The 25,947-nt window shown below is 57.1% G+C and carries 20 protein-coding genes and 3 tRNA genes; 19 read left to right on the top strand and 4 right to left on the bottom strand.

Translation table 11 applies throughout. From position 1 onward, the window contains the following. Window positions 1-202 precede the first annotated feature (202 nt). A complete protein-coding gene (locus ACXAG1_RS16480; RefSeq protein ID WP_475120298.1) occupies window positions 203-1,564 on the bottom strand; it encodes a TRZ/ATZ family hydrolase in 1,362 nt (453 codons plus the stop codon). A gap of 253 nt (window positions 1,565-1,817) precedes the next feature. On the opposite strand from ACXAG1_RS16480, the gene gyrA reads away from it, so the two are divergent. The 14 genes from gyrA (at window position 1,818) to ACXAG1_RS16410 (ending at window position 19,036) form a co-directional block, all read left to right on the top strand. Next, the gene (gene gyrA, locus ACXAG1_RS16475) at window positions 1,818-4,400 is read left to right on the top strand and encodes a DNA gyrase subunit A (protein WP_475120299.1); all 2,583 of its coding nucleotides are present in this window, start codon (window positions 1,818-1,820) and stop codon (window positions 4,398-4,400) included. Between the two features lie 191 nt (window positions 4,401-4,591). Next, window positions 4,592-5,671, top strand: a complete 1,080-nt coding sequence (gene serC, locus ACXAG1_RS16470; protein ID WP_475120297.1) for a 3-phosphoserine/phosphohydroxythreonine transaminase — start codon at window positions 4,592-4,594, stop codon at window positions 5,669-5,671. Between the two features lie 47 nt (window positions 5,672-5,718). Further along, on the top strand, window positions 5,719-6,822 hold the full coding sequence (gene pheA, locus ACXAG1_RS16465; RefSeq protein WP_475120296.1) for a prephenate dehydratase: 1,104 nt from the start codon (window positions 5,719-5,721) through the stop codon (window positions 6,820-6,822). Then, window positions 6,823-9,087: a bifunctional prephenate dehydrogenase/3-phosphoshikimate 1-carboxyvinyltransferase gene (locus tag ACXAG1_RS16460; protein WP_475092677.1), complete on the top strand. Its 2,265-nt coding sequence runs from the start codon at window positions 6,823-6,825 to the stop codon at window positions 9,085-9,087. It begins immediately after the preceding gene. 50 nt (window positions 9,088-9,137) lie between these two features. Beyond that, window positions 9,138-9,824 carry a (d)CMP kinase gene (gene cmk, locus ACXAG1_RS16455; protein ID WP_475120295.1) on the top strand — a complete coding sequence of 229 codons (687 nt, stop codon included), beginning with the start codon at window positions 9,138-9,140 and terminating at the stop codon, window positions 9,822-9,824. A 206-nt stretch (window positions 9,825-10,030) separates the two neighbouring features. After that, a complete protein-coding gene (gene rpsA, locus ACXAG1_RS16450) occupies window positions 10,031-11,710 on the top strand; it encodes a 30S ribosomal protein S1 (protein ID WP_043315884.1) in 1,680 nt (559 codons plus the stop codon). 140 nt (window positions 11,711-11,850) lie between these two features. Further along, window positions 11,851-12,159 carry an integration host factor subunit beta gene (gene ihfB / locus ACXAG1_RS16445; RefSeq protein WP_475092679.1) on the top strand — a complete coding sequence of 103 codons (309 nt, stop codon included), beginning with the start codon at window positions 11,851-11,853 and terminating at the stop codon, window positions 12,157-12,159. Between the two features lie 97 nt (window positions 12,160-12,256). Then, window positions 12,257-12,565: a lipopolysaccharide assembly protein LapA domain-containing protein gene (locus tag ACXAG1_RS16440; RefSeq protein ID WP_231491409.1), complete on the top strand. Its 309-nt coding sequence runs from the start codon at window positions 12,257-12,259 to the stop codon at window positions 12,563-12,565. Window position 12,566: 1 nt separating this feature from the next. Next, window positions 12,567-13,757: a lipopolysaccharide assembly protein LapB gene (gene lapB, locus ACXAG1_RS16435; RefSeq protein WP_475092680.1), complete on the top strand. Its 1,191-nt coding sequence runs from the start codon at window positions 12,567-12,569 to the stop codon at window positions 13,755-13,757. Between the two features lie 53 nt (window positions 13,758-13,810). Next, window positions 13,811-14,521, top strand: coding sequence for an orotidine-5'-phosphate decarboxylase (gene pyrF / locus ACXAG1_RS16430; protein WP_475092682.1), 711 nt, complete (start codon window positions 13,811-13,813; stop codon window positions 14,519-14,521). A 158-nt stretch (window positions 14,522-14,679) separates the two neighbouring features. Beyond that, window positions 14,680-14,976: a ComEA family DNA-binding protein gene (locus tag ACXAG1_RS16425; protein ID WP_475120294.1), complete on the top strand. Its 297-nt coding sequence runs from the start codon at window positions 14,680-14,682 to the stop codon at window positions 14,974-14,976. 63 nt (window positions 14,977-15,039) lie between these two features. Next, window positions 15,040-15,996, top strand: coding sequence for an NAD-dependent epimerase/dehydratase family protein (locus ACXAG1_RS16420; protein WP_475092684.1), 957 nt, complete (start codon window positions 15,040-15,042; stop codon window positions 15,994-15,996). Further along, window positions 15,996-16,910: an MraY family glycosyltransferase gene (locus ACXAG1_RS16415; protein WP_475092685.1), complete on the top strand. Its 915-nt coding sequence runs from the start codon at window positions 15,996-15,998 to the stop codon at window positions 16,908-16,910. Before ACXAG1_RS16420 ends, ACXAG1_RS16415 begins: the two co-directional genes overlap by 1 nt. A 107-nt stretch (window positions 16,911-17,017) precedes the next feature. Then, complete coding sequence (locus tag ACXAG1_RS16410) at window positions 17,018-19,036, top strand: polysaccharide biosynthesis protein (RefSeq protein ID WP_475120293.1); 2,019 nt, start codon at window positions 17,018-17,020, stop codon at window positions 19,034-19,036. 128 nt (window positions 19,037-19,164) lie between these two features. On the opposite strand, the gene ACXAG1_RS16405 is transcribed toward ACXAG1_RS16410, so the two are convergent. Then, window positions 19,165-19,240 (bottom strand) — tRNA-Asn (locus tag ACXAG1_RS16405). Window positions 19,241-19,345: 105 nt separating this feature from the next. Next, window positions 19,346-19,421: transfer RNA gene (locus tag ACXAG1_RS16400), tRNA-Asn, on the bottom strand. A 232-nt stretch (window positions 19,422-19,653) separates the two neighbouring features. On the opposite strand from ACXAG1_RS16400, the gene uvrB reads away from it, so the two are divergent. Further along, window positions 19,654-21,663 (top strand): excinuclease ABC subunit UvrB, encoded by a 2,010-nt coding sequence (uvrB, locus tag ACXAG1_RS16395; protein WP_475092687.1) that lies wholly within the window; start codon window positions 19,654-19,656, stop codon window positions 21,661-21,663. Window positions 21,664-21,674: 11 nt separating this feature from the next. On the opposite strand, the gene ACXAG1_RS16390 is transcribed toward uvrB, so the two are convergent. Beyond that, window positions 21,675-22,658 (bottom strand): DMT family transporter, encoded by a 984-nt coding sequence (locus ACXAG1_RS16390; RefSeq protein ID WP_475092688.1) that lies wholly within the window; start codon window positions 22,656-22,658, stop codon window positions 21,675-21,677. 211 nt (window positions 22,659-22,869) lie between these two features. Between ACXAG1_RS16390 and ACXAG1_RS16385 the strand changes: the two genes are divergently transcribed. From ACXAG1_RS16385 to rpmI, 4 genes are all read left to right on the top strand, one after another. Then, window positions 22,870-22,946: transfer RNA gene (locus tag ACXAG1_RS16385), tRNA-Val, on the top strand. 121 nt (window positions 22,947-23,067) lie between these two features. Continuing rightward, window positions 23,068-25,002: a threonine--tRNA ligase gene (gene thrS, locus ACXAG1_RS16380; protein ID WP_475120292.1), complete on the top strand. Its 1,935-nt coding sequence runs from the start codon at window positions 23,068-23,070 to the stop codon at window positions 25,000-25,002. 53 nt (window positions 25,003-25,055) lie between these two features. Continuing rightward, a complete protein-coding gene (gene infC / locus ACXAG1_RS16375) occupies window positions 25,056-25,583 on the top strand; it encodes a translation initiation factor IF-3 (protein ID WP_043315894.1) in 528 nt (175 codons plus the stop codon). Between the two features lie 141 nt (window positions 25,584-25,724). Further along, a complete protein-coding gene (rpmI, locus tag ACXAG1_RS16370) occupies window positions 25,725-25,919 on the top strand; it encodes a 50S ribosomal protein L35 (RefSeq protein ID WP_010131383.1) in 195 nt (64 codons plus the stop codon). Window positions 25,920-25,947 lie beyond the last annotated feature (28 nt).

Here is a 25,947-nt window from a genome sequence, read left to right as displayed (position 1 = left end):
AAGGTGGTTTCTGGTGGTGGTGTTTGGGGTTGTTTTGGGGTTGCCTGGGTGGGGGGGGTTTTCTGGGGGGACCGTACGAAAACCCGTCTTGTTGGTTTTTCTTGTGTCTGTCCGGGCCGAAGACGGTCCCGCGAGAAGCCCCCGCCAGCACAGCCTTCAATCCTGAGAATTGTGCTCCGTAAGCGGATCCAGTTGATCGGGCTTAACTGCTAAGACCGGCGATTCTATCACGCCAGTTCGCCGCCCGTTGCTTCAGTTCTTCTTCATTTAGTGTGGTGAGTTTGCGGTCCTTCAGCAGCTGCTTGCCGGCAACCCACACATTGCGCACATGGTGACCATTGGCGGTGTAGATCAGCTGTGACAGTGGGTCGTGCAGGGGCTGCTGTTCCAGGGCGCTTAGGTCGATGGCACACAGGTCTGCGGCTTTGCCTACCTCAATGCTGCCAGTGGCATCGTCGATGCCCAGGGCGCGGGCGCCATTGATGGTGGCCATGGCGAGGGCCTGGTGGGCGGGGAGGGCGTCGGCCTGTCCGGAGACGGCTTTGGCCAGTAGTGCAGCGGTGTTGGTTTCCGCGAGCATGTCGAGGCCGTTGTTGCTGGCGGCGCCGTCGGTGCCGATGGAGACGTTGATGCCGGCTTCCAGCATTTTCGCCACCGGGCTGAATCCGGAGGCGAGCTTGAGGTTGGAGCGCGGGCAGTGGCTGATGTGGGCGCCGGTTTTCTGGATCAGGGCAATGTCATCGTCATTCAGCGCGGTCATATGTACGGCCAGGAATTGAGGGGACAGCAGGCCGAGTTTGTGCAGCCGTTCGGTGGGGCGCTGGCCGGTTTCGGCTACGGCTCGCTCCACTTCGCCGGCGGTTTCGTGCAGGTGCATCTGCACCGACATGCCCAGCTCGTTGGCGTAAATGGCGATTTTCTTCAGGGTCTCGTCACCCACGGTGTAGGGGGCGTGTGGGGCGAAAGCGAGGCCGATGCGGTGGTGGGAGCGGTAGTCGTCGCGCAGTGCCAAGCCTTTTTCGATGGCATCGTCGCCATTTCTGGACCAGTTGTTGGGGAAGTCGATGATTGGGAAGGCGATCTGGGCGCGCATGCCGGCTTCGCGGACGGCGGCGGCGGTGGCTTCCGGGAAGAAGTACTGGTCAGAGAAGGCGGTGGTGCCGCTTCTGATCATTTCCGCCATGGCGAGTCTGGTGCCGTCGCTGACAAACTCCGGGCCAACCCACTGCTGCTCCGCGGGCCAGATATGTTGTTCCAGCCAGGTCATCAGCGGGTAGTCGTCGGCGTAACCCCGCAGCAGGCTCATGGCGGCGTGATTATGGGTGTTGATCAGCCCTGGAATCAGCAGCTGATCACCCAGTTGCAACTCTTCTTTCGGCGCGAAGCGATTGCGGGCCTCGCTGCTTGGCAGGATGGCGGTAATGATGCCATTGGTGATGGCCAGTGAGCAGTTTTCGTACACCCGCTTTTCCGGCACCACCGGAATAATCCAGCGGGCGTGAATCAGGGTATCGATCGGTTGTTTTTTGTGCGTTTTTTCAGCGGTTGCGTTGCTGTTTGCCATGGCTGCTGTGCGTTTTTTGTTCCGTTGGAAAGGCGGAGACTTTAACCGCGGGAAGGTGCGTGAACAAGTCTCTACAAGTCGTCCTACCGCGCGCCAATTGTGCTAGAATCGCCCGCTTGATCGGGGTCCGTGACTCGCTGGCCCCACCAGTTCCCAGCCTGTTGTCATGCGTCTCCCAATAAAGGGCGGTGGCTACAGGTAAAGCCGGGGCCTGCCCCGCGGGCGGCGTTAACGATAAGGAATGCCTGAAAATATGGGCGAAATAGCCAAAGAAATTTCTCCGATCAATATCGAAGAAGAGCTGAAGCAATCCTACCTCGACTATGCGATGAGCGTGATTGTGGGCCGTGCGTTGCCAGATGTGCGCGATGGCCTGAAGCCGGTACACCGGCGTGTGCTCTACGCGATGAACGAACTCAAAAACGACTGGAACAAACCCTACAAAAAATCTGCCCGTGTGGTGGGTGACGTAATCGGTAAATACCACCCGCACGGCGACAGTGCGGTGTACGACACCATCGTGCGTATGGCGCAGCCATTCTCCCTGCGTTACATGCTGGTAGACGGCCAGGGTAACTTCGGTTCCATCGACGGTGATAGCGCGGCCGCCATGCGTTACACCGAGATCCGTATGGACAAGCTCGCCCACGAGCTTCTGTCGGATCTGGATAAAGAAACCGTTAACTTTATCGACAACTACGACGGCTCCGAGCAGATGCCGGAAGTACTGCCGTCGCGCGTGCCGAATCTGCTGGTCAACGGTTCCTCCGGTATTGCCGTGGGCATGGCCACCAATATCCCGCCCCACAATATGAGTGAGGTGGTGAAAGGGTGTCTGGCACTGATCGATAACAGTGAGCTGTCCATCGATGAGTTGATGGAGTACATCCCGGGCCCGGATTTCCCTACTGGTGCGATCATCAATGGTCGTGCGGGAATCCTGATGGCCTACCGCACTGGCCGCGGACGTATCTATATCCGTGCGAAAGCGGAAGTGATTCGGGATGACAAGACCAATCGCGAAACCATCATCGTTCACGAAATTCCCTACCAGCTGAACAAGGCGCGCCTGATCGAGCGTATTGCCGAACTGGTAAAAGAAAAGAAAATCGAAGGTATTTCTGAGCTGCGCGACGAGTCTGACAAAGACGGTCTGCGCGTGGTGATCGAGCTCAAGCGCGGTGAACTGGGTGATGTGGTTCTGAATAACCTCTACGCCCAGACCCAGCTGGAAAGCGTGTTCGGCATCAATATGGTGGCGTTGGTGGACGGCCAGCCCAAGCTGCTGAACCTAAAACAGCTGCTGGAATACTTTATCCGTCACCGCCAGGAAGTGGTGACCCGCCGTACCGTATACCTGCTGCGCAAGGCGCGTGAGCGCGGTCATATTCTGGAAGGTCTGGCGATTGCCATCTCCAATATTGACCCGGTGATTGAGCTGATCAAGGCCTCCGCGACTCCGGCAGAAGCCCGCGAAGCACTGCTGGCCAAGGGCTGGCCGGTGGGTGAAGTGGAGCAGTTCCTGGAGCGCGCCGGTGCCGACGCCTGCCGCCCGGACGATCTGCCGAAAGAATTTGGTATGCGTGACGGCGCCTACTATCTGTCGCCGGCGCAGGCCCAGGCCATTCTCGAACTGCGCCTGCACCGTCTGACCGGTATGGAGCACGACAAGCTGCTGGCTGAATACAGCGAGCGCCTGGAACAGATTGCCGAATACCTGGAGATTCTGGGCAGCCCCGAGCGCCTGATGCAGGTAATCCGTGAAGAGCTGGAAGTGCTGGAAAAAGAGTACGGTGACGAGCGCCGTACCGATATCGTGGCTTCCCGTCAGGATCTGTCCGTAGAAGACCTGATCACTCCAGAAGACAAGGTGGTAACCATTTCTCACGGCGGTTACGCCAAGAGCCAGCCGCTGGCAGACTACCAGGCTCAGCGCCGTGGTGGTATGGGTAAATCCGCCACTCAGGTAAAAGACGAAGATTTCGTTGAGCACCTGCTGATTGCCAACTCCCATGACACCATTCTGTGCTTCTCCAACAAGGGCAAGGTGTACTGGTTGAAGGTGTATGAAGTGCCCACCGCCGGTCGCGCTTCCCGTGGTCGCCCAATGGTAAATATGCTGCCACTGGAAGGCGACGAGCGCATCAGCAGCCTGATGCCGGTGTCCGAGTATGACGAAGACCACTTTATTTTCTTCGCCACCGCCAACGGCACCGTGAAGAAAACCCCGCTGACGGCATTCTCCCGTCCGCGCAGTGTTGGTCTGCGCGCCATCGAGCTGGAAGAAACCGATCGCCTGGTTGCCACTGCGATTACCGATGGCAAGCAGGATGTGCTGCTGCTGACCAGTGCCGGTAAAGCGGCGCGTTTTGCGGAAGAAAACGTGCGCTCCATGGGTCGTGTTTCCCGCGGTGTGCGGGGTATCCGTATGGCCGAAGGTGTGCACGTTATCGCCATGGTGATCCCGGAAGAGGGGGGCTCGGTGATGATGGCAACCGAAAATGGCTACGGAAAGCGCACCGCCACTGCGGATTTTCCGACGAAAGGTCGCGGCAACCAGGGTGTGATTGCGATTGCTTCCAGTGAGCGCAATGGTGAGCTGGTGGGTGCCTGTCAGGTGCATTCCGGTGAGGAAATTATGTTGATTTCCGATCAGGGTACCCTGGTGCGTACCCGGGTCGATGAGGTTTCCGAGCTGGGTCGTAATACTCAGGGTGTTCGCGTGATCCGGCTGAAGGAAAATGAGAATCTGGTGGGCCTGGCGCGGATTCAGGAGAGCGAAGGTGAAGAGGGTGACGAGGGCGAGGCTGCCGAAGGCGGCGCTGCCGAGGAGTAACCTCTGAACTGGATTTATCTCGAAAAAGGCTGCGAAAACTCGCGGCCTTTTTTGACTTTAGTCGCCGCGAATGTGCCGGTAGCGAAAGGTCTGTAATCGCAAGTGCTAAAAGTGAGGTTTGCCTATCTCGACATTGCGATTGAGGCCAAAGAATTCATCCAAGTTTGTTTTTTCTCTGTGGAAGTGAGTCGATGAGAAAGTTTAATTTCTGTGCGGGACCTGCGGCGCTGCCGGAGCCGGTATTGCAGCAGGCACAGGAAGAATTGCTGGACTGGCAGGGACTGGGTTGCTCCGTCATGGAAGTAAGCCACCGCTCGCCGGAGTTTACCGGGGTTGCGGAAACAGCCGAGCAGGATCTGCGTGATCTGTTGGCCATTCCGGATAACTACAAAGTCCTGTTTCTGCAGGGCGGCGCTACCGGTCAGTTCAGCGCCATTCCCTGGAACCTGCTGGGTGGCGGCAGTAAGTCCGCGGACTATATTCATACGGGCCAGTGGGCGGACAAGGCCATCAAGGAGGCCAGGCGCTACGGCCAGGTGAATATTGTGGCTTCCTCGGAAGATCGCAATTTCAGTTATGCGCCGGCGGCGGATAGCTGGCAGGAAAGTAGTGATGCCGCTTATTTCCACTACACGCCGAATGAAACCATCGGCGGTGTGGAGTTTCCGTATATTCCGGACGTAAAAAGTCCGCTGGTTGCGGATATGTCTTCCTGCATTCTGTCTCAGCAAATCCCGGTCGATAAGTTCGGTTTTATTTACGCCGGTGCGCAGAAAAATATCGGCCCGTCCGGTATTGCCGTGGGTATCGTGCGCGACGATCTGCTGGATCGCGCGCTGCCGGATATCCCGCGCAGCCTGAACTGGAAGATCGCCGCAGACGGCGGTTCCATGGATAACACGCCACCGACCTTTGCCTGGTACCTGTCTGGCCTGGTGTTCAAATGGCTGAAGGCGCAGGGCGGCGTTGCTGCCATGGCGGAGCTGAGTGAGAAGAAGTCTACCTTGCTGTACGACTTCCTCGACCGCAGCGATTTCTTTTCCAGTCCGGTTTCTAAGGAAAGTCGTTCGCGCATGAATGTGCCGTTCGTTCTGGCAGATGAAAAGCTGGACAAGTTGTTCCTCGAGGAATCCGAAGCGGCGGGCCTGTTGAATCTGAAAGGCCACCGTTCCGTGGGCGGTATGCGTGCGTCGTTGTATAACGCTGTGCCTTTGGCTGCAGTAGAGGCACTTGTCGCCTTTATGACGGATTTCGAACAGCGCAACGGCTGATTACAGCCGCATATTGATTGAAAGGATTAGGTAAGAGGGCGAGAGTTATGTCTGAAGATAAGCCCAAGCAGGACGAGCGCCTACTCGAACTGCGCGATCGCATCGACAGTCTCGATAGCGACATTGCGAGGCTGATTTCCGAGCGCGCGAACTGTGCGTTGGAAGTGGCGGAAGTCAAAAAAAAGAACGGTGAGAATGCGCTGTACTACCGTCCCGAACGGGAGGCGCAGGTATTACGCCGTGCTATGGAGCGCAATGAGGGGCCGCTGACCAATGAAGAGATGGCGCGGCTGTTCCGTGAGATTATGTCTGCCTGCCTTGCGCTGGAAGAGCCCGTCAAAGTGGCCTACCTGGGCCCGGAAGGTACCTTTACCCAGCAGGCGGCGCTGAAGCATTTCGGGCATTCTGCGGTTTCCAAGCCGCTGGCGGCTATCGATGAAGTGTTCCGCGAAGTGGAAGCCGGTGCGGTAAATTACGGTGTGGTGCCGGTGGAGAATTCCACCGAGGGTGTGGTGAACCACACCCTGGACAACTTTATGACGTCCAACCTGAAAATCTGTGGAGAGGTGGAGTTGCGTATTCACCAGCACCTGATGATTTCCGATATCACCCGCAAGGAATCCATTACTCGCATCTATTCTCATGCGCAAAGCTTGGCACAGTGCCGTAAATGGCTGGATTCCTACTACCCGAATGTGGAGCGGGTGGCGGTGGCCAGCAATGCGGAAGCCGCCAAGCGCGTGAAGGGAGAGTGGAATGCGGCGGCCATTGCCGGTGATATGGCGGCGGACATGTACGGCCTGAAAATCCTCAATGAAAAAATCGAGGACCGTCCGGACAACTCCACTCGCTTCCTGATTATTGGTACCCAGGCGGTGCCCGCCAGTGGCGACGACAAGACCTCCCTGATGGTCTCCATGCGTAACGAGCCGGGTGCGTTGCACGATCTGCTGGTGCCGTTCCAGACCCACAAGATCGATCTGACCCGGGTGGAGACCCGCCCGTCCCAGAGCGGTAACTGGACCTACGTATTCTTTATCGACTTCGTCGGCCACCGCGATATCGAGAATGTCGCCACTGCGCTGAAAGATGTGGGCGCCTGCGCTTCGGATATGAAAGTGCTGGGCTCTTACCCCCGCGGAGTCCTGTAAATGTCGAGAGCAGGGATGTTGGTGGGGCAGGATGCAGTCGCTGGGATTGGCCGTTTGGTCGTGGTCGGTATTGGTTTGATTGGTGGCAGTCTCGCGCTGGGATTGAAGGCGGCCAGTGGTTGCCGTCAGGTTATCGGCGTTGCCCGTCGTCCGCAGACCTGTGAGCAGGCGGTGGCGCTGGGTGTGGTGGATCGCGCGGTTACTGATATCGCGGAAATTCTGTCGGAGCTGGAAGCCGGGGATGTAATTTTCGTAGCGGTACCTACGCTGACGGTCGAGGCGGTATTCGCCCAGCTAAAAGACCGGGTGCCTGCGGGTGTCACCATTACCGATGGTGCCAGCGTAAAGGGCAGCGTGATTGCCGCGGCAAAAAATGTCTGGGGCGAAGTGCCAGAATTTCTGGTGCCGGGTCACCCCATCGCCGGCTCCGAGCAGAGTGGTGTGACCGCTGCTCGCGACGACCTCTATATCGCGCACCGCATCATTCTCACACCGCTGGAAAATACCGCGGGCGAGCACGTTAATCGCATCCGGAAAATGTGGGAAGCCGTGGGTGCAGAAGTGTTGAGTATGCCGGTGGATGAGCACGATGAAGTGCTCGCCGCTACCAGCCACTTGCCTCATGTGATTGCCTTTGGTCTTGTCGATACTCTGGCTCACGATGCGGAAAACGAAAATATTTTCCGTTATGCCGCCGGTGGCTTTCGCGATTTCACCCGTATCGCCTCCAGTGATCCGGTTATGTGGCGGGACATCATGCTCGCCAATCGCGATGCCATTCTGAAATCCATCGATCTCTACACCTCCAATCTGGGTTCTCTGCGCAGTGCCATTGCCAGCGGCGACAGCGAACAGCTGATGGGGGTGTTTACCCGGGCCAAGGCGGCGCGGGATCACTTCACCAAAATGCTGGCCAAAAAAGCGTATACGGAAACTATGGAAGCGAAGGAAGTAACTTTTATTGCCCAACCGGGCGGTGCGGTAAATGGCGATCTGCGAGTGCCTGGTGACAAGTCCATGTCCCACCGCTCGATCATGCTGGGCTCCCTGGCAGAAGGTGTCACTGAGGTAGAGGGATTCCTGGAAGGGGAGGACGCGCTCGCCACTCTGCAGTCGTTCCGCGATATGGGTGTGGTGATTGAGGGGCCGGTCAACGGCCGCGTTACCATTCACGGTGTGGGCATGCACGGTCTGCAGGCGCCTCCCGGGCCTCTGTACGTCGGTAACTCCGGCACTTCCATGCGTCTGCTGGCGGGTCTGCTTGCCGGTCAGAAATTCGATACCGTACTGACCGGTGACGAATCCCTGTCCAAGCGCCCGATGAATCGCGTGGCCAATCCGCTGCGTGAAATGGGTGCGGTTGTGGAGACCGGTGAAGAAGGGCGCCCGCCACTCAAGATCAAGGGTGGAAGCCAGTTGAAGGCGATTGATTACACCCTGCCCATGGCAAGTGCCCAGGTGAAATCCTGTGTGTTGCTGGCGGGCCTCTACGCCGATGGCGAAACCAGCACTACCGAGCCAGCACCGACCCGCGATCACACCGAGCGCATGCTGTCGGGCTTCGGCTACGAAGTGCAGCGCGACGGTCCCCGCGCCAGCCTGAAAGGCGGTGGCAAGCTGACTGCCGGCCACATCGATGTGCCCGCGGATATTTCTTCCGCCACCTTCTTTATGGTGGCGGCTTCCATTGCGCCGGGTTCCGACGTGCTGCTGCAGCACGTGGGTATCAACCCGACTCGCGACGGCGCCATCAATATCCTGCGCGCCATGGGTGCCGACATTACCCTGGAGAATCAGCGCGAAGTGGGCGGTGAGCCGGTGGCGGATATCCGCGTGCGTTACGCACCCTTGAAAGGCATCAATATTCCGCAAGACCAGGTGCCCCTGGCCATCGACGAATTCCCGGCGATCTTTGTCGCTGCTTCCTGCGCCGAAGGGGAAACCGTGCTGACCGGCGCCGAAGAGCTTCGGGTCAAAGAGAGTGATCGCATTCAGGCTATGGCCGATGGCCTCGAGATCCTGGGTGTGGACGCCAAGCCAACCCCAGACGGCATCGTGATTCAGGGTACAGGAGGTGAAGGCGCGGTATTTGGTGGCGGTGAGGTGGATAGCCTCGGGGATCACCGTATTGCCATGTCCTTCGCGGTAGCCGCTCTGCGTGCCGGTGCGGATATCGAAATTCGGCACTGCGCCAACGTGGCCACCTCGTTCCCCAACTTTGCCGCGCTGGCGACCGGCGCCGGAATGAAACTGGTGGTGCGCTGAGCGCATCGCCCTATTATCTGTATCACTAACGTAAGCAGTATCGAATCGTTATGACTGACACTTCCTCCCAGGCCCCCGTGGTCACCATTGACGGCCCCAGCGGTTCCGGCAAGGGCACCATCGCCAAGCTTCTCGCGGACAAGCTCGGCTACGCTTTGCTGGACTCCGGGGCGCTTTACCGTTTGACTGCGCTGGCGGCGCTCGATGCGGAAGTGGACCTGGGGGATGAAGATCGCCTGGCAGAGATTGCCGGCAATCTGGATATCCGTTTTGCCATTGCCGGCGGTGAAGTGGCTGCGGTACTGGCGGGCAAGGATGTCAGCCGGGATATCCGCATGGAGCGGGTCAGTATGGCCGCTTCGAAGGTGGCCGCGGTTCCCGCCGTGCGCGAGGCGCTGCTACAGCGTCAGCGGGACTTTCGCGCACTCCCCGGGCTGGTGGCGGACGGGCGAGATATGGGTACTACCGTGTTCCCCGACGCACCGGTCAAAGTGTTCCTGACGGCCAGTGCGGAAGAGCGCGCCCGCCGCCGCTTCGATCAGTTGCAGGCCAGGGGTGTTTCTGTTAGCCTCCGCGACCTGCTGGAGGACATCCGCGCCCGGGACGACCGGGATATGAACCGCGCAGCCTCCCCTCTAGCCCCGGCGGAAGACGCCGTGGTGCTGGATAGCACGGACATCGATATAGAGGGTGTTCTGCAAAAAGTGCTCGAACTGGTACAAAAACATATCGACTGAGCCAGACTGACAACACCGTGCTAAAGCGCATCGGTGCTGGGCAGTCCAGACAATCTGTTTCTAACGTCAGCGGCCGGGATCAGCCAGAATTGCCCGGCCGCTGTCGTAATCTAACCCGCGTACTGGCAGCGCGGCGGGGTCTGAGCTGAAGATTGACTACGTTTTACAGTCATCCACGGCCGGGCCTACCCAAATAGGTATGAGTAATGACCGAGAACTTTGCTGAGTTATTTGAAGAAAGCTTGAAGAGTGTTGAGATGGCGCCTGGCGCTATCGTGACCGGTATGGTTATCGACATCGATAAAGACTGGGTAACCGTTCACGCGGGCCTGAAGTCTGAAGGTGTGATTCCTGCAGAGCAATTCAAAAACGAAAAAGGCGAAGTCGATCTGCAGATCGGCGACGAAGTACAGGTTGCCCTGGAAGCCGTAGAAGATGGCTTCGGTGAAACCCGTCTGTCCCGCGAAAAAGCCAAGCGCGCTGAAGCCTGGAAAATCCTCGACGCTGCACACGCTGCAGACGAAGTGGTTAAAGGTGTTATCAGCGGTAAGGTTAAAGGCGGCTTTACTGTTGACGTTGCCAACATCCGCGCGTTCCTGCCGGGTTCTCTGGTAGACGTACGTCCGGTTCGCGACACCGCGCACCTGGAAGGCAAAGAGCTCGACTTTAAAGTGATCAAGCTGGACGCCAAGCGCAACAACGTTGTTGTTTCCCGTCGCGCCGTGATGGAAGCAGCCAACAGCGAAGAGCGTGAAGCCCTGCTGGCCAGCCTGCAAGAAGGCATGGCGATCAAAGGTATCGTGAAGAACCTGACCGACTACGGTGCTTTCGTAGATCTGGGTGGTATCGACGGCCTGCTGCACATCACCGATATGGCTTGGAAGCGCATCAAGCACCCGAGCGAGATCGTGAATGTTGGCGACGAGATCGAAGTAAAAGTACTGAAGTTCGACCGCGAGCGCAGCCGTGTATCCCTGGGCCTGAAGCAACTGGGCGAAGATCCTTGGGTATCCATCAAGCAGCGTTACCCGGAAAACAGCCGCGTGAAAGCGGTTGTAACCAACCTGACCGACTACGGCTGCTTTGCCGAGCTGGAAGAAGGTGTGGAAGGTCTGGTACACGTATCCGAAATGGATTGGACCAACAAGAACATTCACCCGTCCAAAGTTGTCAATGTTGGCGACGAAGTCGAGGTAATGATTCTGGACATCGACGAAGAGCGTCGTCGTATCTCCCTGGGTATCAAGCAGTGTCAAGAAAACCCGTGGGATGCCTTCGCGCGTAAATTCGCTAAAGGCGACAAGATCTCCGGTAAGATCAAGTCCATCACCGACTTCGGTATCTTCATCGGTCTGGACGGCAGCATCGACGGTCTGGTTCACCTGTCCGACATCTCCTGGAACGAAGCTGGCGAAGAAGCCGTACGCAAGTTCAAGAAAGGTGACGAGCTGGAAACCGTTATCCTGGGTATCGACTCCGACCGCGAGCGTATCTCCCTGGGTATCAAGCAGCTGGAATCCGATCCGTTCTCTGATTACGTGGCCACCAACGATCGCGGCAGCATCGTAATGGGTACCATCAAAGAAGTTGATGCCAAGCAAGCCATCATCACCTTGGCCGACGAAGTGGAAGGCGTACTGCGCGCTTCCGAAATCAGCCGCGACAAGGTTGAAGATGCGCGCAACGCTCTGAAAGAAGGCGAAGAAGTAGAGACCAAGATCACCAGCGTGGATCGCAAGAACCGCGTGATCAGCCTCTCCATCAAAGCCAAAGATCAGGACGATGAGAAGCAAGCCATCAAGGATCACAGCAAGAAGCAGGCTGAACAGGTTCAGCCAGCGACTATCGGTGACCTGATCAAGGCGCAGATGAATAACAAAGACTGATAAGGTCTTGTTATTAATGGACTCAACTCAATGAGTTGAGGCTATGCGAGAGCCGGACTGGGGTTGCCCAGTCCGGCTTTCTATTAGATGATTGCCGCTATTCCAGAATAATCAATGACTTAGAAAGGATTGCGGACTGCATGACCAAGTCTGAACTGATCGAGAAGATCGCTCTGAGGTTGGATCAGCTGCCGGTAAAGGATGTAGAGCTGGCGGTCAAAGTCATGCTGGACACCATGTCGTGTGTTCTGGCAGAAGGGGAGCGTATAGAAATTCGCGGTTTTGGCAGTTTTTCCCTGCACTATCGCGCACCACGCACTGGGCGCAACCCGAAAACCGGTGACTCCGTCGAGCTGGCGGGCAAATATGTACCGCACTTCAAACCGGGAAAAGAACTCAGGGATAGGGTAAACCAGCAGATGAAGCGGGATGTCTACGAGGACGCGTAAGTCGCGGACGAGGATTCCATTGCCGAGCTGGTCACAGTGGGCTAACACTGTAACGGACTTTTAGATTTTCACATTCCTTCCGGAACCGGAGGTTCGCTTGTCATTTCTGCGCTGGATATCGCGTTTGCTGTTCGGGATATTGGCACTGGCGTGTATTGCGCTGGGTGTATATTTTGCAGTCGATAACCCCGAAAGCATTACCCCCCGATTTGCGGGATATCCCCTATTTGCGGGCAGTGTCGGCTTCTGGCTGATCGGTTTCCTGCTGATCGGTGCCTTGCTCGGGTTTCTCGCCAGTCTTCTGCCTTATTGGACTGAGCGGCGCCGGGTGAAAGGCCTGGAGCGCCAATTACTGCGCACCGAGCGCGAGTTGCATACGGTGCGTCGACAGGTTGCCGGAGAGTAGTTTGAGCGACCTGATATTTTTCATTTTCATTTTTGCGGCTATTGCCATTGGGTGGTATCTCGGTCGCAAGAGTGGCAAGAAAAAGGGTGCCAGAAATAACGAGCACCAAGCCCTGGCGCAGTCTTACGCGCAGGGGTTGAATTACCTCTTGAGTGAGCGCCACGGTGACGCGATCGAAAAGTTTATCGACTCGCTCGAAGTCAGTAGCGCCACCTTTGAAACTCACCTTGCCCTCGGCAACCTGCTGCGCAAACGCGGGGAGCACGACCAGGCTATTCGGGTGCATCAGAACCTTCTTGCGCGTCCCAGTCTCAACCGTATCAGTCAGCAAAAGGCGCAACTGGAACTGGCGCGGGACTACATTGCCGCCGGTTGGCTCGACAGGGCAGAGCGCCTGTTACAGGAGCTGGTGGAGACGTCTTCTGAGCTGCGTAATACCAGTCTTGAATATCTGGTTGAGGTGTACAGGGATGAACGGGAATGGGCCAAGGGCATTCACGCGGTTAACCTGCTGCACGGCCGTCGCTTCAAGCGCCTGTCCAGCGAATGGGCGCCGATTCAGGCGCACTTCTGTTGTGAGCTGGCGGAAGAGGCGATCAATGGCAAGGACTATCTGAGCGCGCGCAAGCATATTGACGCGGCGCTGGGATACGACAAGCACTCGGTGCGTGCCAATCTGCTGCTGGGTCGGCTGGAGCATATTCTGGGGCGCCCACAGGAAGCGATTCGCGTGCTTGAGCGGGTGCCCAAGCAGAACCCGGATTACATCCCGGAAATCCTCGAGTTACTGATTACCTGCTACGACGCGCTAGGTGACGAGCGGGGGCTTGAGCGCTATCTTGAGGCGCTACAGAAGGAGCATCCCACAAATAGTGTGTTGATCGCGCTGGCCGAGCGAATTCACCAGCAGCAGAGTGAAGCGGAAGCAGCGGCCTTTATGGGTAAGCAGCTCGCGCTACGCCCTTCACTGCGTGGCCTGGGTCATTTTCTGAACCTGCATATCGACAGTACTGAAGGGCGCTCTCGAGAGAACCTGTACCTGCTGAAAAACCTGATCGATCAGCTGATTGCAAGCCGTCCTCACTACCGCTGTAATCACTGCGGTTTTTCCGGCAATCAACTGCACTGGCTGTGCCCCAGCTGTAAGCGCTGGGATACCGTGCGCTCGGTCAAAGGGATTGAGGGCGAATAGCTCTGGCCCGGACGACTTATTTCTTTCTCCCATTTCTAACACTGAGGTGCTCATTGACTGAATCTGTTTCTTCTCCGGTTATCGTGGCTCTGGATTACGATAATGCCGACGACGCTCTGGCGATGGCCGCGCAACTGGATCCGGCAGTCTGCCGTGTCAAAGTCGGAAAAGAACTGTTTACCATTGCCGGCCCAGAGCTGGTGCGAAAGCTGGTGGCGCTGAACTTTGATGTGTTTCTCGATCTGAAATTTCACGATATTCCGAATACAGTGGCGGCTGCTGTGCGTGCGGCGGCCAATCTCGGCGTCTGGATGGTGAATGTACACGCGTCTGGTGGCGAGAGAATGATGCGCGCCGCTCGCGAAGCCCTGGAGCCCTTGGGCGACAAGCGCCCGTTGCTGATCGGGGTAACCGTGCTGACCAGTACCGCCGAGGAAGAGCTGGCGCCGGTAGGGGTGGCGCGCGCTCTGGGTGAGCAGGTTACCGCGCTGGCCAGGCTTGCTCAGGAAAGTGGCCTTGATGGTGTTGTTTGTTCTGCGCGTGAAGCGGGTGCGCTCAAAGCTGCATGCGGCAAGAATTTTGCGCTGGTGACCCCCGGTATTCGTCCCGCGGGTGCGGCAGCAGACGACCAACGTCGTATCGTAACGCCGGCAGATGCGGTGCAGAATGGCTCCGATTACCTGGTAATCGGTCGCCCGATCACCGCAGCGGAAGACCCCGCTGCGGCACTGCAGGCGATCGTGAGTGATTTGGCAGGCCATTGATCGTTATGTAAACCCGTGTAACACGCTGTAATGGTGTGTAATGGCTCAGGGCTCAAAAGGCTGCGGATAGTTTGGTAGAGTGCTTCCGCCTGGGGAGGTTTGTGGTCCCACGGATTGAAGACCATAACGCTTTGAGCCATTACAAAAAGGAATTTGCCATGAAACTGTTTCGTTTCCCTCTTGCCGCACTGTTTGCCCTTTCCATGTTGCTGGTCAATGTGCCGGCCGTATTCGCCGAAGATATGCCGGCGCAAGAAGTACAGGTCGTGAACCTGAATACCGCCACGGTGGAAGAGTTGTCTGCGGCACTGGATGGTGTGGGGTCGGCGCGCGCGGAGTTGATTGTCCAGTATCGAGAAGAAAACGGTAGCTTTTCCAACGTTGAGGAGCTTCTCGAAATCAAGGGGATCGGCGTAGCCACGCTGGAGAAGAACAGGGATCGGATCCAGTTGTAAATAAGTACCGGAACAGCGCCTCAGGGCGCTGTTTCTTTTTTGATCGGGGAGTGGGTCGCGCGAATGCGATGGGTGGTAGTTGGAAGTTCGGGTTACATCGGCGAGGCGCTCTGTCGGTATCTGGTGGCCGCCGGTTTCCATGTGCGCTCGGTATCACGTCAGGCCGTCGGTCCCGACGGGACGAGCCACCAGCAGGTCGAGAGCTATTGCGCCGATACTTGCGCGGAGCTGTTTTCTACTGGTGATAGGGTTGTGTTTGCAGCGGGCCTGTCTTCGGTAAAAGATTGCCGGCGGCACCCTGAGCTGGCCAACGAAGTAAATTTTCGCCTGCCAGTGGCAATGTTACAGGGAGCTGAGAGCGCAAAAGCTGAGTCATTCCTGTATCTCTCCAGCGTAAAGGCGGTTGTCCCTCCCGATGGGGAGATCGCCGGGGAGTTTGCTGGAGAGCCAGCGCTCGATGTGTATGGCGGTAGTAAATGGCGCGCAGAGCAGAAGCTTCTGGCGTCAGTGTGCAAGATTCGTGTCAACATTCTGCGGCCGGCGGCCGTTTATGGGGATTATGGGTCTTCTGCTGTCACCCCGGGGCGGGGGGGCGACGCGGTGAAACAGAAGAGGGCGCATGCCTGGCGGCAGAGGTTTCGAGCCTGGGGGCGGTTATTTCCGTGGGTGCCCGCAACCGGTTGGCGGAGTTTTGTGGCGCTGGAAGATTTGCTGTCGGCTATCCGCCTGGTCGTGGAATCGGATTGTGATCGTGAGACCTTTATCGCGGCGGAACCGCAATTTTATGATCTTGCCGGGATTGCCACTGTGGCCAGTGGGCGCCGTATAAAAAGTAGCCGTTTAGCCGCGGCATTGCTTTTGACTCCTGCTCGATTGCTCTCTGTTTTGGGAGTTAAGACAGGTTTTCTTGATGTTGGAAGGGGCGAGCTTTATAGTTCAGCGCGAATAAAAAATGCACTGAACTGGCGTCCAAGTCGACGCTATGGTCAGTATTTGCGGGGTTTTGACGGGGATCGTTGATGGGGGCGTACTTTGACCACAGTTGGTGGTCGCTGCTGTTTTTTTGTGCAGTATCCGGTGTCGTGGCCGCAATGGTATTGCGGTTACTTCTTACCCGATTGCGCGAATTCGCCCTGGACGCGCCCAATCATCGTTCCCTACATGAGACGCCGGTGCCGAGAACTGGTGGGTGGGGATTGTTGGCTGGTGCCACTGTCGGTGTGCTGTTAAGCCAGCCTGAAATCCAACCTGGCATCGTTTTTGCCTTTATGGCGTTGTTGTTGGTATCTCTGGTTGATGACTTGCGCTCGTTGAGCGCGCGATTGCGTTTTTCTGTACAGATTTTATCCGTTTCGACCCTGTTATATGCGCTGGCCCTGCCGTTAGGCGGGTCATGGTCTTGGGTTGTTTGGCCGCTGTTGGTGCTGGTGGGCGTTTGGGTCGTCAACCTGTACAACTTTATGGATGGCATGGATGGGTTTGCCGGCAGTATGACGGCGATTGGTTTTGCGACCCTGGGTGCGATCTGCTTTTTGCGAGATGTGCCGCAAATTGGAAGTATTTGCCTTTTGGTCGCAACAAGTAGTGTCGTTTTTTTGTACTACAATTGGCCGCGTGCGCAAATTTTCCTGGGCGATGCCGGCTCAACCGTGATCGGCCTGGCCGTATTTGCAGTGAGTGTAGCTGGCTGGCAGCAGGGAGCCTTTGGGGTGGTGATTCCGCTGCTGGTATTTCTCCCTTTCTGGCTGGATGCCACGGTTACTTTAATCATCAGAATGCTCCGCAGAGAGCGCTGGTGGGAGGCGCACCGTCAGCATTTCTACCAGCGTGTGGCACTGAAGCGCGGTGTGAAAACGTCGTTGTTTATCGAATTGGCCGTGATGGTGAGCACGTCTTTGCTTGCCCTGCTGCTGGTAGCATTCGAATTGGCTTGAGCCCCCGTCAGGTATTTGTGGGCGGACAGTGGCTTAAAGGACGTTTTGGTTGTTTGTGTTTATGGAGGGGCCTGTGGTGCCCGGTAAAGGAATTTTTTGGGGGATTGGTGAATAGCTTTTATAAAGCTGCACAGAAAAACTACAAGCCGTTTTTGATGCTCTGCTATGACTTGCTGATGCTCACGGCTGCGTTTTTACTGGCCATGACTATTCGCTTTAACGGTGCGGGTACAGTTACCGAGCCCACCATGGCGCTATGTCTGGCCATGACGCTCATTTCGAGTAGTTTCATTTTCCTTCGCCTGGGTCTGTACCGCACGGTGATCCGCTATATGGGGCAACAGGCCATTGTCGCTGTCCTGCAGGGCGTGACGGCGTCTGCGGTTGTGCTGGCAGTTGCATCCTACCTCACCTATGCCGGTGTGCCGCGCTCTGTCCCGGTCATTTACTGGTGTTTTGCGCTGATTACCGTGGGAGGTTCCCGCTGGCTGGTGCGTGTCTACTACCAGATGGCGCTGGAAATTCACAAAACGCGCGTTGCAATTTACGGTGCGGGTACCGCTGGTCTGCAGCTGTACAAAGGGCTGATTCACGGCGAGATGTACAAGACCGTCGCCTTTTTTGACGATAATGCGTCCAAGCAAAATACATTGATCGATGGGGTGCTGGTATACAGCCCCGCCAGTATCCTCGAAGTAATCGCCGAGCGCGATATCTCTGAAATTCTGCTGGCGATGCCGGGGGTCCCCAAGCGCCGTCGACGTGAGATCACTCGCAGCCTGCGTGAGCGCGGCATTGTGGTAAAAGTGATTCCGGGCATGGAAGAGCTGGTAGACAGTGCCGGCCGCGTATCCGATGTTTCCCAGATTTATGAAAACATCCTTGGGCGCGCTCCCGTAGAGCCGCAAAAAGAGTTGGTCTCCGCATCCATTTTCGGCAAGGTAGTGATGGTTACGGGAGCGGGTGGCTCGATTGGTTCCGAGCTCTGCCGTCAGATTATCCAGTGGGGGCCGGCCAAGCTGATCATGCTTGAGTCTTCGGAGTTCTCCCTGTATCAGATTGAGCGCGAGTTGCAGCAACAGCAGCAGGATGAAGGCCTGCAAGTGGAAGTGACAGCGCTGTTGGGGGATGTCCGTAATCGCGCGCGTGTAGCGGAAATCATTCAGTCATTCGAGGTGCACACCATCTACCACGCGGCGGCCTACAAGCATGTGCCTCTGGTGGAGCAAAATGTGGTGGTGGGTGCGGAGAATAACGTGCTGGGTACGCTCGCCGTATTGGAGGCCGCCGAGGCTTACGGTGTGGAGCAGTTCGTGCTGGTTTCCACGGATAAGGCGGTGCGCCCGACCAACGTTATGGGGGCAACCAAGCGTCTCGCAGAGCTGATCTGTCAGGACTTCGGGCGCCGTTTCGGGCGTACCCGGGTGTGTATGGTGCGCTTCGGTAATGTGCTTGGTTCCTCTGGTTCCGTTATTCCGCTGTTTACCGATCAGATCAATGCCGGCGGCCCGGTGACGGTGACTCACCCCAAGGTGACCCGTTTCTTTATGACCATTCCTGAAGCGGCACAGCTGGTGTTGCAGGCGGGAAGTATGGGGCGCAAAGGCGAAGTCTTTGTACTGGATATGGGGGAGCCGGTCCGTATCCTGGATATTGCCCGCCGCCTGATTCAAATCATGGGCCACACCGTGCGCGATGAGGCCAATCCCGATGGCGATATCGAAATTCAGATCTCCGGGTTGCGCCCGGGTGAGAAACTTTACGAAGAGTTGCTGTTGGGGGATGCGGTTGCGGGAACCGATCATCCGATGATCATGCGCGCGGAAGAGGAGCGCCTGCCCAGCGAGCAGCTGCAGTCGTTTATGGTTGAGCTGAAAGACGCCTGTGCGCGCCAGGATTGTGCCACGGTGCATCGGCTGCTGATTGAGGCGGTGAAGGATTACACGCCGAAGCAGCAGTTGGTGGATACGGTTTGGACGCAGTTGTCGGAAGTGAATGCATCCGGAGATGCTGCGCTCCGAGGTGTGCAGGGCGGTGCTCAAGACGGTGCGGAGGTGCGCCGCTTGCCGGTGGCATCAAACAGTCGCCGGGCTCGGCGGATTACCGGTGAGGTGCCGGAAGTGTAATTGACGGATTGTTGGGGTGGATTGCGGTCGGCCCCTCGGCACTCCTGAAAAGAAGATAGAGGTGCCGGGCAATTTGTACCGGGCAATAAAAAACCCCGTAGCCGGTTAGGGTACGGGGTTTTTTAATTTGGCTCCGCCTGCTGGGCTCGAACCAGCGACCCAATGATTAACAGTCATTTGCTCTACCAACTGAGCTAAGGCGGAATTTTTGGTTAGGGCGCCTGCCTCTTGGTGAAGGTGGCCCTGAAAGAGCATAGCTCTAAATAAAATCTTCGTGGCAATTAAGTGTCGCAACGAACATTTTGAATTTGGCTCCGCCTGCTGGGCTCGAACCAGCGACCCAATGATTAACAGTCATTTGCTCTACCAACTGAGCTAAGGCGGAACTGTCTGATCGGTCTTGCAAATGCCGTCCCGGTCAGGTGGCGCGTATCTTATAGAGCACCCCAAACCAGGTCAACCCTTTTACCTAAAAATAAGCCTTTGATTTTGCAGTGTTTATTTTCTCGCCGCCCCGTTCAAACTAACACCTGATTTGTCCCGCACCGGGGTGTGCGCCTACAATTTCCCACCCCGGAGTGCCGGGTGTGAAGCGAAACCGGAGTGGTAGTTGGCCAATGGAAACCCGTCCTTTTGAAGTCGCCAGTAAATACGAGCCCGCAGGGGATCAGCCCGCCGCTATTGAGGCACTGGTTGAAGGGGTGGGGGATGGCCTCGCGCATCAGACCCTGCTGGGGGTAACCGGCTCCGGTAAAACCTTCACCATGGCCAACGTAATCGCGCGCCTCCAGCGGCCCGCAATCGTGATGGCCCACAACAAGACCCTGGCCGCTCAGTTGTATGGTGAGTTGAAGGAGTTTTTTCCGCGCAACGCGGTGGAGTATTTCGTTTCCTATTACGACTACTACCAGCCGGAAGCCTACGTGCCGTCGTCGGATACCTTTATTGAGAAGGATGCCTCGGTCAACGAGCACATCGAACAGATGCGCCTCTCTGCCACCAAGGCACTGATCGAGCGCAAAGACGTGATTGTGGTGGCGACAGTATCCGCCATCTATGGTCTGGGTGATCCGGACAAGTACCTCAAAATGGTGCTGCACCTGGACCGCGGGGATATCGTCGATCAGCGCACGATTCTGCGCCGCCTCGCCGAGCTGCAGTACACTCGCAACGATGCGGACTTTCGCCGTGCCACCTACCGGGTGCGCGGGGACATCATCGATATCTATCCCGCGGACTCGGATCTGGAGGCGGTGCGCCTCTCCCTTTTTGATGAAGAGATCGAAGAGATCACCTTGTTCGACCCGCTAACCGGGGAAGTGCTGCAAAAAGTCCCGCGCATTACTATTTTCCCGAAGTCCCACTACGTAACCCCGCGGGAGACGATCGTCGATGCCATCGACCTGATCAAAGAGGAGCTCAAGGGGCGCCTCGAGCAGATGCGGGAAAACAACAAGTTGCTGGAGGCTCAGCGGCTGGAGCAGCGCACCCGCTACGATCTGGAGATGATGCAGGAGCTGGGTTACTGCAACGGCGTGGAAAACTATTCCCGCTATCTCTCTGGGCGCGACCCCGGTCAGCCGCCCCCCACCTTGTTCGATTACCTGCCACACGATTCCTTGCTGTTTATCGACGAAAGCCATGTGACTGTGCCGCAAATTGGCGGCATGTACCGCGGAGACCGTTCGCGCAAAGAAACGCTGGTGGAATACGGGTTTCGCTTGCCGTCGGCGCTGGATAATCGGCCGCTGAAATTTGAAGAGTGGGAGCACCTTTCGCCGCAGACAATTTTTGTGTCGGCTACCCCGGGTAAGTACGAGCAGGAGCACGCCGGCGCGGTGGTGGAGCAGGTGGTGCGGCCCACGGGCCTGGTGGATCCGGAGGTGGAGATTCGTCCGGCCGCGACCCAGGTGGACGATACCCTGTCGGAGATTCACCGCTGCGTCGACAAGGATCAGCGCGTGCTGATTACTGTGTTGACCAAGCGCATGGCGGAAGATCTGACCGAATACCTGCAGGAGAGTGGTGTGCGTGTACGTTACCTGCACTCGGATATCGACACGGTGGAGCGGGTAGAGATCATTCGCGACCTGCGTATCGGTGAGTTCGATGTGCTGGTGGGGATCAACCTGCTGCGAGAGGGGCTTGATATGCCCGAGGTTTCCCTTGTTGCCATCTTTGATGCGGACAAGGAAGGCTTTTTGCGCTCAGATCGCTCGCTGATCCAGACCATCGGTCGTGCCGCGCGCAACCTGGAGGGTAGGGCAATTCTTTACGCCGATAAAGTCACGGATTCCATGAAGCGCGCGCTGGAGGAGACTGAGCGCCGCCGCGAAAAGCAGTTGGCGCACAACGCGGAACACGGCATTACCCCCAAAGGCATCCGCAAGAGTGTTGCCGATATCATGGAGGGCGCCATTGCTCCCGGGGTGCCTAAATCCCGTCGCAAAGTGGCGGAGAAGGGCGCCGCTTACAAGGCCGATCAGAAACCGCTTACCGAGCAGCAGCGCTGGGCGCGCATCGAAGAGCTCGAGGAGCAGATGTACAACCACGCCAAGAATCTGGAGTTCGAGGCGGCCGCCAAGCTACGCGATGAAATCACCAAGCTTAAAGAGGCGGCGCCGTAAGGTGTTGGGTGCTAGTTCGTCTGATTGGTTGTCGGCGCTACCTTGGGCTGTGTTGGCTGCTTCATTGGTTGTTTCAATAAGAGCAGGCTGCCAATAATCACCGCCATGCCGAGCAGATGGGTAGGTGTGAAGGGTTCCCCAAGAACCAGTGCTGCAGCAATCAGTGTCACGACCGGGCCAGATGTGCCAATGGCGCCGGTGGCGCTGGAGCCAATCTGCAAAATGGCGGCGCTCATCATCAGCGATGGAATTACCGTGCAGAGAAAGGCCACAGCCAGCGCATAACCGTAAACCGGCCAGGGCTGTTGCAAGCGCGACCAGTCGCCCTGAATGGTAAAATGGACGGCAATGGCCGCGCTCGCCACCATCATGGCGAGAGCTGTGAATTGCCGGCTCCCCAGCACCTTGATCACCTTCTCGCTGAATGCCACATACAGGGCAAAGCTAAACGCACTGCCGAAGGTCAGTAGCGCTCCCCAGCTGACACCGCCAAGGTTTACCCAGGTCGGGGTTGGTACTCCGGTACTGAAATCCTGGTCCTGCCAGTAAATCAGCAGAATGCCGCCATAAGCTCCGGCCAGGCACAGCATCTGTCGCGTCGATGCCGTCTTTCCGAGAAACAGCCAGCCAAGCGCCACAACGATGGTGGGGTACAGGTAGATAATGAGTCGTTCGAAGTTGGCGCTGATATAGCGCAGCCCCTGCAGATCGAGAAAGCTCGCCAGGTAATAGCTGCAGAGTCCGAGTGCGACCGTAATCAACGCGTTCTGCCCGCTCACCGGCTGCCACTGTCCGCCTCGACGCAGCAGGAGCAGGATGGCGATGTAAAACGGCAGGGCGAGAGCCATGCGAAGGAGAATGAAAGTCTCCACATCCACGCCGTAGCGATACGCGAGCTTGATAAAGATCGCCTTGATGGAAAAGAGGGCAGCGGCGCCCAGTGCCAGCAGGAATCCACTGCGGCTGATGGCGCTGTCGGTAGGTGAGGTGCTCATAAAATCCTTCAAATACTGCGGTGCGAGACCGGCCGGACACGGTGGTGGCCTCGGCGCTGCATCCTGCAGCCGGATCACGATACCCCAAGTGCTTGATTGGCGGAAATTTTTTCTGTTTTGGGCGGTTGAAAAGCAAAAAAGCCGGTGCTAAAGTTCGCCTCCTTCGCAGCGGGGCCATGTCTTATGGAGTATCCTCAGTCTGCAACTCTATAGACCCATAGCTCAGTTGGTTAGAGCGCTGCCTTGACATGGCAGAGGTCAGCAGTTCGAGTCTGCTTGGGTCTACCAATTTCTCGCGAGTTTTTTCTTCTATCCTGATCTGACTCGTTTCGGGCACATGCCCAATCTTCACGCTCTGTGAATCACGCGGTCTTTCGTAGGGATCGCCACTGAAACAAAAGGAAGAACAATGCCTGTTGTTACCCTCCCTGACGGTTCCCGTCGCGAATTCTCCAATCCTGTTTCCGTATTCGACGTTGCCAATGATATTGGTCCCGGTCTGGCCAAAGCTGCGCTGGCGGGTGTTGTCGACGGCAAGGAAGTGGATACCAGTTTTGTAATCGATCACGACGCCAACCTGGCCATCGTGACCGATCGCCAGCCAGAAGGCCTGGAAGTCATCCGTCACTCCACCGCACACTTGCTGGCCCAGGCGGTCAAGCAACTGTACCCCGGTGCCCAGGTCACCATCGGACCGGTGATCGAAGATGGCTTCTATTACGACTTCGCCTACGAGCGGCAATTTACCCCGGAAGATCTCGAGAAGATCGAGAAGCGCATGGAAGAGCTGGCCAAGGAAGATATTCCGGTCAGTCGTCGCCTGCTGCCCCGCGATGACGCGGTTAAATACTTCCGTGAGATGGGGGAAGAATACAAGGCGGAAATCATCGCCAGCATTCCCACCAACGAAGATATTTCCCTGTATCGCCAGGGCGACTTTGAAGACCTGTGCCGCGGCCCGCACGTGCCGTCCACCGGCAAGCTGAAAGCCTTCAAGCTGACCAAAGTGGCCGGCGCCTACTGGCGCGGCGATGCCAAAAACGAAATGCTGACCCGTGTTTACGGTACCGCCTGGGCCAATAAGAAAGAGCTCAAGGCCTATCTGCACCGTATTGCGGAAGCGGAAAAGCGCGATCACCGCAAGCTGGCGAAGAAATTCGACCTGTTCCACATTCAGGAAGAGGCGCCGGGCATGGTGTTCTGGCACCCCAACGGTTGGACCGTATACAGCACCGTTGAGCAGTACATGCGCGAGCGCCAGCGCGAGCGCGGCTACAAAGAGATCAAGACTCCGCAGCTGGTGGATTTTTCTCTATGGCAGAAATCCGGTCACGCCGACAAGTTCGGCGACGACATGTTTACCCTGACCAGCGAAGAGCGTCAGTTCGCCATCAAGCCCATGAACTGCCCCTGTCACGTGCAGGTATTCAATCAGGGCCTGCGCAGCTACCGCGATCTGCCCCTGCGACTGGCGGAGTTCGGCTCCTGTCACCGCAGCGAGCCGTCCGGTTCCCTGCACGGCCTGATGCGTGTGCGCGGTTTTGTGCAGGACGATGGCCACATCTTCTGTACCGAAGATCAGATTCAGTCCGAAGTATCCGAGTTCATGGACCTGTTGCACGCGGTCTATAAAGACTTCGGCTTCGAGGAAGTGATCTATCGTTTATCTACCCGTCCGGAACAGCGCGTCGGTTCCGACGAAAGCTGGGACAAGGCGGAGAAAGCCCTGGCCGACGCCCTGAATGCGGCGGATCTGCCCTGGGAAGAGCTGCCGGGTGAGGGCGCCTTCTACGGGCCCAAGATCGAATTCTCCCTGAAAGACTGCCTCGGCCGTGTATGGCAGTGCGGCACCATTCAGGTGGACTTCTCCATGCCGGGCCGCCTGGACGCCCAGTATGTGGCGGAAGATGGCTCCCGTCAGACCCCGGTGATGCTGCACCGCGCGACCCTCGGGTCATTCGAGCGCTTTATCGGCATTCTGATCGAGAACTACGAGGGCGCCTTCCCGACCTGGCTGGCCCCGCAGCAGGTGGCGGTGCTGAATATCACCGATCGCCAGTCTGAATACTGCCAGAACCTTGAGTCCAAGCTGGGTGCAGAAGGATTCCGCGCCGCTGCTGACTTGAGAAACGAGAAGATCGGCTTTAAAATCCGCGAGCACACGCTTCAGCGTGTTCCTTATCTGCTGGTGATCGGCGATAAGGAAGTGGAAAACCAGACGGTCGCCGTGCGGACACGTAGCGGTGAGGACCTCGGAACCATGACTTACGAGTCTTTCCTTGAGCTCCTCCGCCAGGATGTGGACCGCCGCGGCCGTTCGTCTATTGAGGGTGCAGCTGAATAAGCGCCCTAATAGGCTTTTATAAATTACCGGAGACGAGTGTTATTAAACGAGATATGAAAGGAAAGTCCAAAAAGGCCCGTATTAACGATCAGATTGAAGCTTCGCAACTGCGACTGATTGGTGCGGATGGTGAACAGGTAGGTATTGTTTCTCTGGAAGAGGCGCTGGAACACGCGCAGAAAGCCAGCCTGGATCTCGTTGAAATTGCCTCGGACTCCGATCCCATCGTCTGTAAGATCATGGACTACGGGAAGCACGTATTTGAGGCCAAAAAGGCTAAAAATGCGGCTAAGAAGAAACAAAAGCAGCAGCAGATCAAGGAAATGAAGTTCCGTCCCGGTACCGATATCGGCGACTACCAGATCAAACTGCGCAACCTGACCCGCTTCCTGGAAGCCGGGGACAAGGCGAAAGTCTCCCTGCGCTTCCGCGGCCGTGAAATGGCCCACCAGGAGCTGGGGATGGAAATGATGCAGCGCATCGAGAAAGATCTCGAGGAGCTGGGTACTGTGGAGCAGCGGCCGAAGATGGAAGGCCGTCAGATGATCATGGTCATCGCGCCCAGTAAAAAGAAAAAGTAAGGCGCAGGGTTCACTCTGCACCTTCTTTTCGGGAAGTGATCGGGCGACGGCTGCCTTCTCACTCCCGCACAGTTACAGGCCTCGGCCTGTAGCCAATTAAACAAGCCCATTCGTGGGTCATTATTTACTTTGGAGTACAAAATGCCGAAAGCAAAAGTACACAGTGGCGCTGCCAAGCGCTTCAAGAAGACGGCTTCGGGCTACAAGCACAAGCACGCCAACAAGAGCCACATCCTCACCAAGATGACCACCAAGCGTAAGCGTCAGCTGCGCGGCACCAACACTTTGAACAAGTCTGATGCCACCCTGGTCGATCGCATGCTGCGCGCCAAGTAATTGGCTGCACACGTAAGTTTTTAAGAGG

The sequence above is a fragment of the Microbulbifer sp. ABE4_465 genome (genome assembly GCF_056160765.1).
This window is presented reverse-complemented; position numbering and strand designations above follow the sequence as displayed.

What these genes read in the sequence shown, in the direction of transcription:
- rpmI (WP_010131383.1), top strand. Translation starts at nt 25,725, where the DNA reads ATGCCGAAAGCAAAAGTACACAGTGGCGCTGCCAAGCGCTTCAAGAAG.
- ACXAG1_RS16425 (WP_475120294.1), top strand. Translation starts at nt 14,680, where the DNA reads ATGAAACTGTTTCGTTTCCCTCTTGCCGCACTGTTTGCCCTTTCCATG.
- ACXAG1_RS16415 (WP_475092685.1), top strand. Translation starts at nt 15,996, where the DNA reads ATGGGGGCGTACTTTGACCACAGTTGGTGGTCGCTGCTGTTTTTTTGT.
- uvrB (WP_475092687.1), top strand. Translation starts at nt 19,654, where the DNA reads ATGGAAACCCGTCCTTTTGAAGTCGCCAGTAAATACGAGCCCGCAGGG.
- gyrA (WP_475120299.1), top strand. Translation starts at nt 1,818, where the DNA reads ATGGGCGAAATAGCCAAAGAAATTTCTCCGATCAATATCGAAGAAGAG.
- thrS (WP_475120292.1), top strand. Translation starts at nt 23,068, where the DNA reads ATGCCTGTTGTTACCCTCCCTGACGGTTCCCGTCGCGAATTCTCCAAT.
- ACXAG1_RS16480 (WP_475120298.1), bottom strand. Translation starts at nt 1,564, where the DNA reads ATGGCAAACAGCAACGCAACCGCTGAAAAAACGCACAAAAAACAACCG.
- pheA (WP_475120296.1), top strand. Translation starts at nt 5,719, where the DNA reads ATGTCTGAAGATAAGCCCAAGCAGGACGAGCGCCTACTCGAACTGCGC.
- ihfB (WP_475092679.1), top strand. Translation starts at nt 11,851, where the DNA reads ATGACCAAGTCTGAACTGATCGAGAAGATCGCTCTGAGGTTGGATCAG.
- ACXAG1_RS16460 (WP_475092677.1), top strand. Translation starts at nt 6,823, where the DNA reads ATGTCGAGAGCAGGGATGTTGGTGGGGCAGGATGCAGTCGCTGGGATT.
- serC (WP_475120297.1), top strand. Translation starts at nt 4,592, where the DNA reads ATGAGAAAGTTTAATTTCTGTGCGGGACCTGCGGCGCTGCCGGAGCCG.
- ACXAG1_RS16390 (WP_475092688.1), bottom strand. Translation starts at nt 22,658, where the DNA reads ATGAGCACCTCACCTACCGACAGCGCCATCAGCCGCAGTGGATTCCTG.
- ACXAG1_RS16420 (WP_475092684.1), top strand. Translation starts at nt 15,040, where the DNA reads ATGCGATGGGTGGTAGTTGGAAGTTCGGGTTACATCGGCGAGGCGCTC.
- cmk (WP_475120295.1), top strand. Translation starts at nt 9,138, where the DNA reads ATGACTGACACTTCCTCCCAGGCCCCCGTGGTCACCATTGACGGCCCC.
- rpsA (WP_043315884.1), top strand. Translation starts at nt 10,031, where the DNA reads ATGACCGAGAACTTTGCTGAGTTATTTGAAGAAAGCTTGAAGAGTGTT.
- infC (WP_043315894.1), top strand. Translation starts at nt 25,056, where the DNA reads ATGAAAGGAAAGTCCAAAAAGGCCCGTATTAACGATCAGATTGAAGCT.